Source organism: Bacillus paralicheniformis, from assembly GCF_001042485.2.
Lineage (GTDB): Bacteria > Bacillota > Bacilli > Bacillales > Bacillaceae > Bacillus > Bacillus paralicheniformis.
In genome coordinates this window covers 21,182-35,780 of record NZ_LBMN02000035.1, presented here as the reverse complement: position 1 = coordinate 35,780, position 14,599 = coordinate 21,182, and the positions used below count along the sequence as shown (strand labels likewise).

At 49.7% G+C, this 14,599-nt stretch carries 14 protein-coding genes and 1 riboswitch; all 14 genes read right to left on the bottom strand.

What is annotated here, in order from left to right:
• Nucleotide 1: 1 nt before the first annotated feature.
• Nucleotides 2-775 (bottom strand): uroporphyrinogen-III C-methyltransferase, encoded by a 774-nt coding sequence (cobA, locus tag ACH97_RS17005; RefSeq protein WP_020451338.1) that lies wholly within the window; start codon nucleotides 773-775, stop codon nucleotides 2-4.
• Nucleotides 776-926: 151 nt separating this feature from the next.
• Nucleotides 927-1,520 (bottom strand): adenylyl-sulfate kinase, encoded by a 594-nt coding sequence (cysC, locus tag ACH97_RS17000; protein WP_020451337.1) that lies wholly within the window; start codon nucleotides 1,518-1,520, stop codon nucleotides 927-929.
• 13 nt (nucleotides 1,521-1,533) lie between these two features.
• Complete coding sequence (sat, locus tag ACH97_RS16995; protein ID WP_020451336.1) at nucleotides 1,534-2,670, bottom strand: sulfate adenylyltransferase; 1,137 nt, start codon at nucleotides 2,668-2,670, stop codon at nucleotides 1,534-1,536.
• A 25-nt stretch (nucleotides 2,671-2,695) separates the two neighbouring features.
• Nucleotides 2,696-3,760 (bottom strand): inorganic phosphate transporter, encoded by a 1,065-nt coding sequence (locus tag ACH97_RS16990; RefSeq protein ID WP_020451335.1) that lies wholly within the window; start codon nucleotides 3,758-3,760, stop codon nucleotides 2,696-2,698.
• An 11-nt stretch (nucleotides 3,761-3,771) separates the two neighbouring features.
• Entirely contained in the window at nucleotides 3,772-4,473 is a 702-nt protein-coding gene (locus tag ACH97_RS16985; RefSeq protein WP_023857233.1) for a phosphoadenylyl-sulfate reductase, read from the bottom strand.
• 85 nt (nucleotides 4,474-4,558) lie between these two features.
• Complete coding sequence (locus tag ACH97_RS23095; protein WP_369878884.1) at nucleotides 4,559-4,675, bottom strand: YezD family protein; 117 nt, start codon at nucleotides 4,673-4,675, stop codon at nucleotides 4,559-4,561.
• A 102-nt stretch (nucleotides 4,676-4,777) separates the two neighbouring features.
• Nucleotides 4,778-4,884: riboswitch (SAM riboswitch) on the bottom strand.
• A gap of 163 nt (nucleotides 4,885-5,047) precedes the next feature.
• The gene (pyrE, locus tag ACH97_RS16980) at nucleotides 5,048-5,677 is read right to left on the bottom strand and encodes an orotate phosphoribosyltransferase (protein WP_020451333.1); all 630 of its coding nucleotides are present in this window, start codon (nucleotides 5,675-5,677) and stop codon (nucleotides 5,048-5,050) included.
• Nucleotides 5,674-6,393 (bottom strand): orotidine-5'-phosphate decarboxylase, encoded by a 720-nt coding sequence (gene pyrF / locus ACH97_RS16975; protein ID WP_020451332.1) that lies wholly within the window; start codon nucleotides 6,391-6,393, stop codon nucleotides 5,674-5,676. Before pyrF ends, pyrE begins: the two co-directional genes overlap by 4 nt.
• Nucleotides 6,362-7,297, bottom strand: coding sequence for a dihydroorotate dehydrogenase (locus ACH97_RS16970; protein WP_023857235.1), 936 nt, complete (start codon nucleotides 7,295-7,297; stop codon nucleotides 6,362-6,364). The genes pyrF and ACH97_RS16970 overlap by 32 nt, the downstream gene beginning before the upstream one ends.
• Nucleotides 7,297-8,067, bottom strand: a complete 771-nt coding sequence (locus ACH97_RS16965; RefSeq protein WP_023857236.1) for a dihydroorotate dehydrogenase electron transfer subunit — start codon at nucleotides 8,065-8,067, stop codon at nucleotides 7,297-7,299. Before ACH97_RS16965 ends, ACH97_RS16970 begins: the two co-directional genes overlap by 1 nt.
• Nucleotides 8,064-11,276, bottom strand: coding sequence for a carbamoyl-phosphate synthase large subunit (gene carB / locus ACH97_RS16960; RefSeq protein ID WP_020451329.1), 3,213 nt, complete (start codon nucleotides 11,274-11,276; stop codon nucleotides 8,064-8,066). The genes ACH97_RS16965 and carB overlap by 4 nt, the downstream gene beginning before the upstream one ends.
• A complete protein-coding gene (locus ACH97_RS16955; RefSeq protein ID WP_043054306.1) occupies nucleotides 11,261-12,355 on the bottom strand; it encodes a carbamoyl phosphate synthase small subunit in 1,095 nt (364 codons plus the stop codon). Before ACH97_RS16955 ends, carB begins: the two co-directional genes overlap by 16 nt.
• Nucleotides 12,352-13,638 carry a dihydroorotase gene (locus tag ACH97_RS16950; protein WP_020451327.1) on the bottom strand — a complete coding sequence of 429 codons (1,287 nt, stop codon included), beginning with the start codon at nucleotides 13,636-13,638 and terminating at the stop codon, nucleotides 12,352-12,354. Before ACH97_RS16950 ends, ACH97_RS16955 begins: the two co-directional genes overlap by 4 nt.
• Nucleotides 13,622-14,542, bottom strand: a complete 921-nt coding sequence (locus ACH97_RS16945; protein WP_020451326.1) for an aspartate carbamoyltransferase catalytic subunit — start codon at nucleotides 14,540-14,542, stop codon at nucleotides 13,622-13,624. Before ACH97_RS16945 ends, ACH97_RS16950 begins: the two co-directional genes overlap by 17 nt.
• Between the last annotated feature and the right edge of the window lie 57 nt (nucleotides 14,543-14,599).

Here is a 14,599-nt window from a genome sequence, read left to right as displayed (position 1 = left end):
ATTAAAGCGCCTCGCTTAATGCCGGATCTTTCAGCTCGGGTTCAAACCAGCTTAACTGTGAGCTGAATTGAACGACATCCCCGATGACAATCAGGCTCGGGTTTTCAATTTTTTCGCTTTCGACTGTACCTGCAAGCGTTTCAACCGTGCAAAGCACCGTTTTTTGTTTGTCCGTCGTTCCCCAATGAATGAAAGCGGCAGGGGTAGACGGATCTCTGCCGTTTTCGATCAGAAGCCTTTCAATTTGCTTCACGTTTTTAATCCCCATATAAATGACAAGCGTATCGATCCCTGTGGCTAGCGCTTTCCACTTCTCTTCAAAATGTTCATCTTTTTGATAATGTCCTGTCACGAAAGCGACGTTTGAACTCGCTTCCCGGTGTGTCACTGGAATGCCCGCATAAGCAGCGGCGGCAATCCCCGAGGTGATTCCCGGCACGATTTCATAAGCAACTCCGTGTTCAGCGAGGGTTTGCGCTTCCTCGCCGCCTCTGCCGAATACGAAAGGATCGCCGCCTTTCAGCCTGACAACGATTTTCCCTTTTTTCGCATACTTGACGAGAAAATGATTGATCGTTTCCTGCTTCATCATGTGGTAGTCCGGAAGCTTTCCGCAGTAGATGAGATCCGCTCCCTCCTTGGCGTGCTGTAAAATCTGTTTATTCACAAGCCTGTCATACAAAATGACATCGGCTGTCTGGATGGCTTTTAAAGCTTTGATCGTCAGTAAATCGGGGTCTCCAGGACCTGCCCCAACGATATATACTTTCCCCATCTTAGATCTCCCCCCGATCTGATCAACGTCTTCTTCAATCATTATAAATCATAAAGAAAGCGTTTGGTGCCTGAAAATATCACAAAAACCAAACGTTTTCTTTATGAAATAGGAAAGTGCATGTGCAGCACTTTCCTATTTCACCCGCATTTTATTTCGTTTGATCTTTCACGTATTGGACGAGCTGATTTTTGCACTCTTCCCGATTATGTGCGCCTGTATCAAGGACTAGCTCAGGCGTTTCAGGCTCTTCATAAGGCGAATCGATCCCCGTGAAAAATGGAATTTCTCCGTTTCTCGCTTTTTTATACAAGCCTTTCGGGTCGCGCTCCTCGCACGTCGCCAAATCGCATTTCACATAGACTTCATGAAACTCATCTTCCTCGACGAGCTGTCTGACAAGCCCGCGGTCTTCTTTAAAAGGGGAAATGAACGCCGTAATGACGATCGTCCCCTGTTCGACAAAGAGCTTCGCGACCTCGCCGATCCGGCGGATGTTTTCCTTCCGGTCTTCATCGGAAAACCCGAGGTCCTTGTTCAGTCCGTGCCTGACGTTGTCGCCGTCGAGCACCGTGACCTGGTAGCCTTGTTCAAACAACTCACGCGCTGCGGCATTGGCAATTGTTGATTTTCCTGAACCGCTCAAGCCCGTCAGCCAAACGATCGAGCTTTTATGTTTATTTTTCTCATGATATTCCCGTTTTGTAATGGACGCTTCATGCCAAACAATATCTTTATTTACCAAGAGATGCTCCCCCTTAAGAAACCCCGGCCGTTAAGCCTTTGATTAATGTTTGAATGACTTCTGGACGGCTGAATGTGCTCGGCGGGAACTCGCCGTTTCTCAGCATGCCCCTCACCTTTGTACCGGACAAAATGACATGATGTTCTTTGCTGTGAGGGCACGTTTTCGCCGTAGCCATTGAACCGCAGACATTGCAGTAGAAGCTGTGTTCGAATTTCAGCGGCGTAATGCCGATCTCTTCCGGCGCGAACTGATCGAACAGTTCCTGCGCTTCATATGTGCCGTAGTAATCGCCGACTCCGGCATGGTCTCTTCCGACGATAAAATGCGTACATCCGTAGTTCTTTCTGACAAGCGCATGGAAGATTGCTTCCTTCGGCCCCGCATAGCGCATCGCCGCCGGAAAAACGCCGAGAAAGACGCGGTCTTTTGGATAGTAGCCGTCAAGCAGCACCTGATAGCTTTCCATGCGGACATCAGCCGGAATATCGTCTGATTTTGTTTCCCCGACGAGCGGATTGAGGAAAAGACCGTCTACTGTCTCGAGCGCCGTTTTTTGAATGTATTCGTGCGCTCTGTGAACCGGATTTCTCGTCTGGAATCCGACGATCGTTTTCCAGCCGAGTTCTGCGAATTTTTTTCTTGTTTCCAAAGGTTCGAATGTGTGGGCCGGGAATTGCTTTACGCTCCGTTTAATGAGAGTGATCGGCCCGCCCACATAAACGCTGCCGCGGTCAAACAATTTTTTGACGCCCGGATGCTCGAGTTCGTCGGTTTTATAGATATTGACGGCTTCCGTTTTCTTGTCCGGCGTATAGATGTCTTCGATCTCGATGACGCCGTATGTTTCCCCATTATAGGTGAGGCGGACGGTGTCCCCCGCTTTTAAGCTTGAAGCTTTTTGCTCGTCAACAGGCAGAGCGATCGGAAGCGTCCATACTTCGCCGCTTGACAGTCTCATATTTTCGACAACGGACAGATAGTCTTTCTCTGTCATAAAGCCTTGGATCGGGCTGTACGCACCGATTCCGATCAGCTCCAAATCTGAAAAAGCCATTAAATCCAGTTCTATTTCCTGTGCGATATGTTGAAAATCGTATGCTTCATTGACGCGGTTAACCAATACACCGCCGTGTGGTGCTAAACTCATAAACTTGTTTCCCCCTACTTTGTGTTTAAATTCCTCCGCCTTGTTCATGGACGGAGCTGTGCTCTTTTTTGACTGCTCTCATCAGGCTGATCGTCCCGACAGATGCCAGAAGGACGCTTGTGACGACGATGAGAGCATAATAGTCTCCTTTTAATAAAAGGCTGACCAGCATATAAGACAGGCTTAATGAAAGGAACGGCGAGACGACCCATACTTTCAGCATCGTTTTGACCACTTGTTTATGAAAGACATTGCCGCCGTTTTTTGCCATTCCCATCCCTATAATAGAAGATGATGTGACTTGCGCAAGCGGAACCGGCAAACCGAAAATCGAACTGATGATGACAAGCCCGGCTCCTGTTCCGGAAAGGATGATCCCCTCTCCTTTTGAAAATTTCGTTATTTTTTTGCCGTTTGTTTCAAGAACGCGCCTGCCCAGTAAAAGGGCGCCCAGCGCGACAAACAGTCCGCCGTAGAGCGTTCCTTCCCCGACTGTCAAAACATGCGCCGCCACCAGAGGTCCGACAGCATTTGCGACATTGTTCATGCCTGCTGAGAAGGCTTCAAAAAACCCGGTGATCAACAGAATGACCGCCAAAACCTTTGCTTTCTTTCCCGAGGCTGGACGTTTGATCGTTTTTTTCATGATGTTTGCCATCGCAAATGTAAAGGTAAAAGCGACGATTGGTACAACGACCCAAAATGAGACGATGACAAGCAAAGATTTCACATATAAAACCTGGTAAGCGACACCTACTCCGACAACAGATCCGACCGTCACTTCACTTGTCGAAAGCGGGATGCCGAGTACATTTGCGATAAAGAGCGACAGTGCCGCCGAGCCGATAATAATGCAGACGATTTCAAGCGAAATCACCCGTTCGGGAATGATGCCTGAGCTGATCGTTTTCACGACGTTTCCTCCGCCGATGACGGCGCCCGAGAGAACGCCTGCTGCACAGATTATTAGTGCGTGAAACTTCTTTTTGACGGCTTCAGATCCATAGGCGATTCCCATTGAAGCAGCTGCACCGCTCGCTCCGATATTCATCGCAAAAAACATGCTAAATAAAATGGCGGCAAGTTCCATGACTCATCTCCTTACTCGTGTAATCCGCATTCTGTTTTAGCCGATCCGTTCCAGCGGCCTGATCGAAGATCATCCATTGTAAAGGCCGGAGAGGTGCACGGAGCGCAGCCGATGCTCGGGTAGCCTTGATCATGAAGCGGATTGTACGGGAGATCGTGCTTTGTCACATATCTCCAAATATCCTTCCACGTCCAATGAATGAGCGGACAAACTTTGATAGACTTGAATTTTTCATCTTTGTTCAAAAAATTCGTTTTGCTCCGCCCGGGCGATTGCTCGCGGCGCAGGCCCGACAGCCACGCCGGGTAGCCTGAAAGCGTCTCGCGGAGAGGAATGACCTTCCTCATTTCACAGCAGGAATTCGGAGCGGTCTTCCATAGTTCGTCCCCATATTCTTTCGCCTGCTCTTCGACGGTAAGCTCCGGTGTTTTCATGATAATCTGAAGGCCTGGATATCGTTCTTTGACAGCGTCGATCGTTTCATACGTTTCTTTAAAATGAAATCCCGTATCAAGGAAAACGATGACCGCATCTTTTTTCACCTTATAAATCAAATCGATCAGGACGATTCCCTCAATTCCGAAGCTGCACGCATATACAAGCTGATTTCCGTAATGTCCGTATGCCCATTTCAAGACGGACAGCGCTCCTTTATAAGAGTCATCTTCCTGAAAAGAGATATTTGGTTCTTCCCATGTGCTGTAAGTAAAAATTTTCGGTTCCCCCTTTTTTCGCCAACAAAAAAACGGCTTCCAGCAGAAAAAAACTGTGAAAACCGCCTCTAGTTTGTCTAGTCAGCTATTTCAATCTTATTTTTTCATTTTTTTCGATTTGAATGACTTTGCCGTCCTGAACAACGAATGTGATCGATCCGTAATTCATGTCTTTCAGCATGTCTTTCATTTTGATGATCACCTTTTCAAGCTGTTCATCTGTCTTCACTTCTAGCTCCTCCTCTGCCCCTAAAAATTAAAATCTTTCTTCCAAATTTGAAAGAAAGACGAGGAACTCCGCTATTCCTTATCTCTCAAAATGAGGGCATTTTGCTGGAAGTAGCACCTTACGCTTCACACGCAGGTTGCCGGGTTTCATCGGACCAGTCCCTCCACCGCTCTTGATAAGTTTGCTTTTGTTATTTTAAAATTTTAGCACAATTCGAACAAAAGTCAACCCGACTTTTTTTATAGGATTAATAAAAAATAAAAATAATCCGATTTTACTATTTTTAAATCTGTAAAAAGACGCAAAAAAAGCCGTTCTCCCATTAGGAGAATACGGCTTTTATCATTAATCCATCCAAGACTTGCTTTCAGGATCCGCCTTCCATTCTTTCAGTTTGGCGGCATCCTGTTCGCTGATATATCCGCCGGCAAGCGCAGCCTCTGTCAATGTATCGTAATCAGTCAGCGTACGGTATTCAACGCCCGCTTCGCTGAAGGCGGCGGCAGCTTTAGGAAGCCCGTAAGTGAAAATGGCGGCGACACCGAGCACTTCACATCCCGCCTCTGTGAGAGCGGCTGCCGCTTCAAGGACGCTTCCTCCCGTTGAAATTAAATCTTCAATTACAACGACTTTTTGTCCTTTTACAACAGCGCCTTCAATTTGGTTTCCTTTGCCGTGCGCCTTCGGTTTGCTTCTGACGTAGCACATCGGCAGGCTCAGCCTGTCGGCGGCAAGCGCGGCATGGGGGATTCCTGCAGTTGCCGTACCGGCGATCATTTCGGCTCCGGGAAACTTGTCTTGAATCAGTCCGGCAAGCCCTGAAGCTATATCATCCCTTACTTCCGGATATGAAAGCGTCAAACGATTGTCGCAGTAGATGGGCGACAAGATGCCGCTCGCCCATGTAAACGGCTCGTTCGGGCGCAGGAAAACCGCTTTGATTCTTAATAAATGGTTTGCAATGTCTGTTTTCATGCCTTGGTTCCCTCCCACTCATGTCCTATTCTTCTGTAGGCTGACACAGGATCTTCCGCCTGTGTAATCGAACGGCCGACAACGATCGCCGACACGCCTTTTTCCCTTGCGTAGCCAGGCGTCGCCACCCGGACCTGGTCGTTGTTTTTGTCATCCGCCATGCGAATTCCGGGTGTCACGGTCAGAAAATCTAAAGACGCGGCCCGGTAAATGTGTTCGGCTTCATGGACGGAGCAGACGACACCGTCAAGTCCGCTTTCTTTAGCCAACTTGCTGTAGTGAACAACTGTATCGAGAAGCGGCGTTTCAATCAGCAGCTCTTGCTGAAGCATTTCTGAAGACGTGCTTGTCAGCTGGGTCACAGCAATTAATGAAGGGCGTTTTCGGCCTGCCGGAGTCCCCGCTTCAAGGCCTTCAAGCGCCGACTCCATCATTTGCTTTCCGCCTGCTGCGTGCACATTGACAAGGCTGACGCCAAACCCCGCCAGCCTTTTCATCGCCTTGTATACGGTCGTTGGAATGTCGTGGCATTTTAGATCAAGGAAAATGCGGCAGCCGCGCTCCTGTAACTTTTCAAGGATGGCCGGCCCTTCCTGATAAAAAAGCTCCATGCCCACCTTCACGAAAAGCTCTTCTCCATGAAACCGGTCCAAAAACGCATATGTTTCCTGTGCTGATGCAAAATCAAGCGCGATGATGGGCGGCGTATGTTTCATCCTTCCAGCTCCTTCCGATACACTCGTTCAACGAACGGTATCCGTATTTTTCTAAAACGCGCGGCAAATCGGCGATGATTTCGGGACAAACAAACGGATTAACAAAGTTTGCGGTGCCGACGGCGACTGCGCTCGCACCCGCCAGCAAAAACTCAAGCACATCTTCCGCTGACTGGACACCGCCCATGCCGATGATCGGAATGCTGACTTTTTGGCTGACTTCATGCACCATTCTGATGGCCACCGGTTTAACAGCAGGGCCTGATAATCCGCCGGTTTTGTTCGCCAAGATCGGCTTTCCCGTTTTTAAGTCGAGCCGCATCCCGATCAGGGTGTTGATCATCGTCAAACCGTCCGCTCCCGCTTCTTCTATGGCAAGAGCGATGTCGGTAATATTCGCGACATTCGGCGACAGCTTCACATAGACGGGAACGCTCGCAACCTCTTTCACCGCTTTCGTCAGCTCACTGGCCATTTCCGGCTGCGTACCGAAGGCGATCCCTCCCGTTTTCACGTTAGGACAGGAAATATTCAGCTCGAGCGCATGAACATTCGGCGCTTTGCTGATTTCTTCAGCCACTTCAACATAATCGTCGATCTGCGAGCCGGCGACATTGGCGATAATCGGTGTATCGAACTGTTCGAGCCACGGCAATTCGTGTTCCATGACAGCCTCTAAACCCGGATTTTGCAGACCGATGGCATTAAGCATGCCGGCTTGCGTCTCGGCGACGCGCGGCGTCGGATTCCCGAAGCGCGGTTCGCTCGTCGTCGCTTTAATCATGATCGCACCGAGACGTGAAAGATCGTAAAAGTTCGCAAATTCTCTCCCGAATCCGAAGCAGCCTGAAGCCGGCATGATCGGATTTTTCAATTGAAGGCCCGGCAAATTGACTTCTAGCATCATAACAGCACCTCCTGGGCTTTGAAAACAGGACCGTCAAGGCATACCTTCACATAAGATGTTTCGCTTTCTTCCGTATGGCAGACACAGGCAAAGCAAGCGCCGATCCCGCATCCCATGCGCTCTTCCATTGACAGATAAACCTCTTTATCCGGATAGCGCTGTTTTAAAGCTTTCAGCATCGGCGTCGGTCCGCAGGCCATTATGCAGTCAAACTGAAGCCCCTCGTTTTCAATGACATCTGTAACAAATCCCTTTGAACCTCGGGTGCCGTCTGCGGTTGCCACATACACACGCCCGAAACGGCTGAATTCCTGTTCGTAAAAGACGTCTTTTGCAGAAGCAAATCCTAACACATGGATCGCGTGCACCCCTCTATTTGTCAGCTGTTTGCTCAGCTCGTAAAGCGGCGGAACACCGATCCCCCCTCCGACAAGAAGAGCCGTTTTCCCCGGTTCAAGCGATTCAGCCGGAAAACCGTTGCCGAGCGGACCAAGGACATCGATCTGATCTCCTTCCTGTTTTAAAGACAGGAGACTCGTGCCTTCCCCATCCTTGCGAAAGATGATGGTCACCTGCCGGGCAGCTCTGTTGATGTCGGCGATGCTGATCGGCCGCCTCAAAAGCGGCGTGAGGGAATCTGAGACCTTGATGTGAAGAAACTGGCCGGGAGCGCCGCAAACTTCGGCAATCTCCCCTTCCAGTACCATTTGATAAATATGATCCGCGATACACTTGTTTGAACGGACTGTCATATACCCTTTTCTCATCTGACGGCCGCCTTTTGCTCAATTCTAATCGCCGGCATATGATCGGCGCGGAAGCTCATGCTTTCAAGCACCCGCAAAATCGCTTCCGCCGTATCAAGGGATGTCAGGCAGGCAACGCCGTTTTCAACGGATTCGCGTCTGATTCTGAAGCCGTCCCTTGCCGGCTGCTTCCCTTTTGTCAGCGTATTGACGACGAACTGCGCTTCCCCGTTTCGAATGACATCAAGGAGATTTGTGCCTTCTTCGCCGATTTTCCCGACGGTTTTAACAGGTACGGATGCGTCTCTTAAATAGCCGGCCGTTCCTTCCGTAGCCAATATTTTATAGCCGATCGCATGGAACCGCTTGGCGATCAATAGACCTTCCTCTTTATCTTTATCAGCAACTGTCAGGAGAACAGAGCCGTAATTCGGAATTTGGATGCCTGAAGCGATCAGTCCTTTGTACAGCGCTTTTTCCAAAGTACTGTCTTTGCCCATGACTTCCCCGGTCGATTTCATTTCCGGTCCGAGCGTGATATCCACTCTCCTCAGCTTTGCAAACGAGAAGACCGGCACTTTCACATATACGCCTTCCTGCTCTTTTTGAAGGCCTTCAGTATAGCCCATATCGGCAAGCTTCCCGCCGAGAATCACTTTTGTTGCGAGATTGGCCATCGGAATGCCGGTGATTTTGCTGAGAAACGGCACCGTGCGGCTCGATCTCGGGTTGACTTCAAGGACGTAAACCTCATCTTTTGAAAGGACAAACTGAATGTTGAGCAGGCCGACGATGTTTAAGCCTTTTGCAAGCTTAATCGTGTATGCTTCAATCTTTTTCTTGATGTCCTCTGAAAGGGATTGCGGCGGGTAAACGGCAATCGAATCCCCTGAGTGGACGCCGGCCCGTTCAATGTGCTCCATAATCCCCGGAATGACGACCGTTTCACCGTCAGAAATCGCATCCACTTCAATTTCCTTTCCGGTCAAATATTTATCGATCAAGACAGGGTGCTGCGGATTGATTTTCACTGCATTCTTCATATAATGGAGAAGCTCTGTTTCATGGTAGACGATCTCCATCGCACGCCCCCCAAGTACATACGATGGGCGGACAAGCACCGGATAGCCGATGTTGGCTGCGATTTCAACAGCGCCTTCCACAGATGTCGCCGTTTTTCCGAGCGGCTGAGGCACATGCAGCGTTTCAAGCGTCTGTTCGAACTTGTCGCGGTCCTCGGCGCGGTCCAAATCCTCAAGGGATGTTCCAAGAATGGCGACGCCCCGCTCCGCGAGCTCGTCGGCAAGGTTGATCGCAGTCTGTCCGCCAAACTGAACGACGACGCCTTTCGGCTGCTCCAAATCGATGATATGCATGACATCTTCAACAGTAAGCGGCTCAAAGTAGAGCTTGTCGGAGATGCTGAAGTCTGTTGAAACCGTCTCAGGATTGTTGTTAATAATGATTGCTTCATAGCCGGCTTCTTTGATCGCCCAAACCGAATGCACAGTCGCATAATCGAATTCGACCCCCTGGCCGATCCGGATCGGGCCGGAGCCAAGAACGATAACGCTGTTTTTGTCTGTTCTGACCGATTCGTTTTCCTCTTCATATGTGCTGTAGAAATAAGGTGTCTCCGATTCAAATTCGGCCGCACATGTATCAACCATTTTATAAACAGGCGTGATGCCTGTTTCTTTTCTAAGATCATAAAGCTTTCTTTCAGGCATCTCCCAGAGAAGGCTGATGAAGCGGTCTGAAAAACCGAGCTCTTTCGCTTCTTTCAAAAGACCCAGGTCACCGCGCCCGGCTTTCAGCTTTTCTTCAAAGCGAATGATTCCCTCAAGCTTGTGCAGGAAGAACAGGTCAATTGCCGAAAATTCGTGGAGATCGCTGACCGTGTATCCTCTTCTAAACGCTTCGGCCAAGTAAAAGAGACGTTCGTCTCCCGCTTTTTTAATCCGTTTTTCAAGCACTTCATTCGAGATCTCACCGGCATCTTTCAGCTCCAGGTGATAGACATCCGCTTCAAGAGAACGGACCGCTTTCAGGAGAGATTCCTCCCACGTTCTTCCGATCGCCATCACTTCGCCTGTCGCTTTCATCTGCGTGCCGAGCTTGCGGTTTGCCGATTCGAATTTATCAAACGGCCAGCGCGGTATTTTTGAAACGACATAGTCGAGTGCAGGTTCGAAAGACGCGTACGTTTTTCCTGTCACAGGATTCATCATTTCGTCAAGAGACAAACCGACGGCAATTTTAGCGGCAAGCTTTGCGATCGGATAGCCAGTCGCTTTTGAGGCAAGCGCTGATGAACGGCTGACCCGCGGGTTTACCTCGATGATGTAGTACTGAAAGCTGTCCGGGTCAAGCGCCAGCTGAACATTACAGCCGCCTTCGATTTCAAGCGCGCGGATGATTTTCAGCGATACATTGCGAAGCATTTGGTATTCGCGGTCGCTCAGCGTCTGGCTCGGCGCTACAACGATGCTGTCCCCGGTATGAATCCCGACCGGATCGATGTTTTCCATATTGCAGACGACGATCGCGTGATCGCTCGAGTCTCTCATGACTTCATACTCGATTTCTTTGTAGCCGGCGATGCTCTTTTCAAGCAGACATTGGTGAACCGGGCTCATTTTTAAGCCGTTTTCAACAATTTCCTTCAGCTCGTCTTCGTTTGAGCAGATGCCTCCGCCTGTTCCGCCGAGCGTGTATGCCGGCCGGACGATGACGGGGAAGCCGATGCGCTCGACGAACTCGCGCGCTTCCTCGAGCGAGTGGATAATCTCGCTTTCCGGAACCGGTTCATTCAACTCATTCATCAGGCTTCTGAACAAGTCGCGGTCCTCCGCTTGTTGGATCGCAGCCAATTTCGTGCCGAGCACTTCAACACCGCACTCAGCCAGGATGCCGTGCTCGGACAGTTCGACCGCCAAGTTGAGGCCCGTCTGCCCGCCCAATGTCGGCAAAATGGCGTCCGGCCGCTCTTTGCGGATGATACGTGTTAAGAATTCAAGCGTCAGCGGTTCGATATATACGCGGTCGGCCATTTCCGTATCCGTCATGATCGTCGCCGGATTCGAGTTGACGAGAATGACTTCATAGCCTTCTTCTTTTAAAGCGAGGCAGGCCTGTGTACCCGCATAATCAAATTCCGCCGCCTGCCCGATAATAATCGGCCCTGATCCGATCACCAAAATCTTTTTGATATCTACGCGTTTAGGCATACCGCTTCCCCTTCTTTCTCTGTGGTTTCAATCATGTGTAAAAATTGATCAAATAAATGGTTGGCGTCTTCCGGTCCCGGTGAAGCTTCCGGATGGTATTGAACCGTGAAAGCCGGTTCGTGTTTATGTTTAAGCCCTTCGATTGTGTCGTCATTAATCGCCACATGCGTCACTTCAAGCGGCGTGTTTTCAACGGTCGATACGGTATAGCCGTGGTTTTGAGCCGTAATTGATACTCTTCCGGTTGCAAGCTCTTTAACCGGATGGTTGGAACCGCGGTGTCCGAATTTCATTTTCGCCGTCTTTGCTCCGCAGGCGAGGGCAAACAGCTGATGGCCGAGACAGATGCCGAACAATGGAACCTTGCCGAGAATGTTTTGAATCATGGCAATTGCTTCGGGTACGTCCGTTGGATCTCCGGGTCCGTTTGACAGCATTACGCCGTCAGGCTTCAGCTGCATCACTTCTTCTGCCGTTACATTGTGAGGAACGACGATCACATCGCATTTGCGCTTGTTCAGCTCTCTTAAGATGCCGTGCTTCATTCCGAAATCGACAAGCACGATTCGCTTCCCCCTCCCAGGGCTCGGATATGCCGTTTTTGTTGAAACTTGGCTGACCTGATCGGTCGGAAGGTTCGTTTCTTTCAGCTTTTGAACCAAAGCCTCAGCATCTTCTTTCGGGCCGGCAAAAACCCCTTTCAGCGTACCTGCCGTTCTGATCATTCTTGTCAGCTTTCTCGTGTCAATTCCCGAGAGTCCCGGGATGTTTTTCATTTTTAAATATTCATCAAGGGTATAAGCAGAGCGCCAGTTTGACGGAAGTTGACATAACTCTTTTACGATAAACCCTTTCACATAAGGGGTGATAGATTCAAAGTCGTCTCTGTTGATTCCGTAGTTCCCGATCAGCGGGTAGGTCAGTGTGACAATTTGTCCGCAGTATGACGGGTCTGAGAGGATTTCTTGATAGCCTGTCATCCCCGTGTTGAAGACGACTTCTCCCATGGTGTTTTCCAGGCTGCCGAAAGCTTCCCCTTCAAAAATTGTTCCGTTTTCTAGTACAAGACGTCTTTTCATTTTACAAGTCTCCCCTCTTGGTAAACGAGTTTTCCCTTTGCCATTGTCATAACCGGCCAGCCGAAGCAGCTGATGCCGTCAAACGGCGTGTTTTTCCCTTTAGAAAGAAAGGTGTTTTTATCAATTTTTTCTTCGCGTTCAAGATCTATCAGCGTAATATCCGCGGACCGCCCGGCTTCAAGCTTACCGTAAGGAAGTCCGAACGCCTCGCAAGGTTTGACCGTCATATAATCGAGGAGCTGTTTCAGCGTCCAGTTTCCCGTTTTGACAAAGTGCGTATAAAGAAGCGGAAAAGCCGTCTCCAAGCCGACAATCCCAAATGGCGCCAGGCTCATTGTCTGTTGTTTTTCATCTTCTGTATGAGGGGCATGATCCGTAGCGATAAAATCGATTGTTCCGTCTGTAAGCCCCTCAAGGAGCGCTTCTCTGTCTTCCGGACTTCTGAGCGGCGGATTCATTTTATAATTTGTATCAAGACCGGGAATGTCGCTGTCTGAAAGGAGCAGATGGTGAGGCGTCACTTCCGCTGTCACACGGATTCCCGCTTTTTTGGCGTCGCGGACGACCCTGACCGATTCCTTCGTGCTGATATGACAGACATGGTAATGGCAGCCTGCCGCTTCGGCCAGAAGAACGTCCCTTGCGATGTGAACGGCTTCGCATATCGAAGGAATCCCGTTTAAACCGTTGGCTTTGGCAAATTTCCCATCGTGGACACTGCCGCCGTAGATCAGTGAATTGTCTTCACAGTGGGCAACAATTGCTTTATCGATCGAAGCCGCTTTTTTCATCGCTTCATACATCATCCCCGCCGTTTGAACGCCGACGCCGTCATCAGTAAACGCAAACGCACCTGCGTCTTTCAGCCCTTCGAAGTCGGTCATTTCCTGACCTGTTTGTCTGATGGTGATGGAAGCGTACGGCAGCACTCTGACAGATGCCGTTTCGTCAATGCGGTTGACGAGCCACTCCATCTGCTCTTTCGTATCGGGGACAGGCCGCGTATTCGGCATTGCGGCGACAGTTGTAAACCCGCCTCTTGCCGCGGCTTTTGCACCTGTTTCGATCGTTTCTTTCTTCTCGCCGCCCGGCTCTCTGAAGTGAACGTGAAGGTCAACAAGCCCCGGCGAGACGAAAAGCCCATCCGCATTGATGACCGTTTCTCCCAAAGCGGCCTCAAGGCTTCCGATTTCGCTGATTGCATCGCCTTCAACCCTGATGTCGCACTGTACTTTTTCACCTTTTTCGTCGAGTATGAAGCCGTTTTTAATTAAATAAGACATAAGCCTGATCTCCCCTTTTTTTGTTTTCGCCGTTTAGAAGCGCTCTTTTTAAAACCGCCATTCTGATATATACACCGTTTTCCATTTGTTTGAAAATTCTCGACTGAGTGGATTCGACCAGCGCACTGTCAATCTCGACGCCTCTGTTAACAGGCGCAGGATGCATGATGACCGCGTCTTTTTTCAGGAGCTCCGCCCGCTTCAGCGACAGTCCAAAAGTTTCAAGATAATCGCGTTCTGCCGCCTTTTTCTCATGACGTTCGTGCTGAATTCGGAGAAGCATCACGACATCCGAACTTGCGACCGCTTCATCAGGCGACACATATGTCCCGTAAGGATTGTTGTCATCCCGCCATTCTTCCGGACCTGAGAAAAGAACCTTTGCTCCGAGCCTTGTCAGCACTTCGGCATTCGATCTTGCCACTCTGCTGTGTTTGATATCTCCGTGTATGGATACCGTCAGTCCGGCAAATCCGCCCCATTCCTCGTAAATCGTCAGCAAATCGAGCAAAGATTGAGTGGGATGCTGACCGCAGCCGTCTCCGGCATTGATCACCGGAATGCCGACATGTCCGATAAGTTCATCGTAATAATGATCCTGAGAGTGTCTGATCACACATACATCAGCGCCGATGGATTCGAGTGTCTTGACGGTATCGTACAACGATTCTCCTTTTTGTACGCTTGTTGAAACACCGTCCAGGTTCAGCACATTCATGCCGAGTTTCTTTTCAGCCACTTCGAAGCTGAAGCGCGTTCTTGTGCTCGGTTCAAAAAACAGATTGGCAGCAAACTTTCCGGAGAGGACGGAATCGAATTTCCTTTTTTTCAGCTCTCTCGCCTCTTCAATCAGCTCGTGAATATCCTCAAGACTAAGCTCATTCATTGCGGTCAAGTGTTTCATTTTTTCTCCCCCTCAGGCTTTAATTTCCTGTGAAAAAACCCCAAGCCACAACGGCTT

Bases quoted from the DNA above. Each gene is read 5' to 3' on its own strand.
- cobA (WP_020451338.1), bottom strand. From the start codon at position 775: ATGGGGAAAGTATATATCGTTGGGGCAGGTCCTGGAGACCCCGATTTA.
- pyrE (WP_020451333.1), bottom strand. From the start codon at position 5,677: ATGAAAACAGACATTGCAAACCATTTATTAAGAATCAAAGCGGTTTTC.
- ACH97_RS16945 (WP_020451326.1), bottom strand. From the start codon at position 14,542: ATGAAACACTTGACCGCAATGAATGAGCTTAGTCTTGAGGATATTCAC.
- carB (WP_020451329.1), bottom strand. From the start codon at position 11,276: ATGCCTAAACGCGTAGATATCAAAAAGATTTTGGTGATCGGATCAGGG.
- ACH97_RS16970 (WP_023857235.1), bottom strand. From the start codon at position 7,297: ATGCTAGAAGTCAATTTGCCGGGCCTTCAATTGAAAAATCCGATCATG.
- ACH97_RS16950 (WP_020451327.1), bottom strand. From the start codon at position 13,638: ATGTCTTATTTAATTAAAAACGGCTTCATACTCGACGAAAAAGGTGAA.
- sat (WP_020451336.1), bottom strand. From the start codon at position 2,670: ATGAGTTTAGCACCACACGGCGGTGTATTGGTTAACCGCGTCAATGAA.
- ACH97_RS16955 (WP_043054306.1), bottom strand. From the start codon at position 12,355: ATGAAAAGACGTCTTGTACTAGAAAACGGAACAATTTTTGAAGGGGAA.
- pyrF (WP_020451332.1), bottom strand. From the start codon at position 6,393: ATGAAACATACGCCGCCCATCATCGCGCTTGATTTTGCATCAGCACAG.
- ACH97_RS16990 (WP_020451335.1), bottom strand. From the start codon at position 3,760: ATGGAACTTGCCGCCATTTTATTTAGCATGTTTTTTGCGATGAATATC.
- ACH97_RS16965 (WP_023857236.1), bottom strand. From the start codon at position 8,067: ATGAGAAAAGGGTATATGACAGTCCGTTCAAACAAGTGTATCGCGGAT.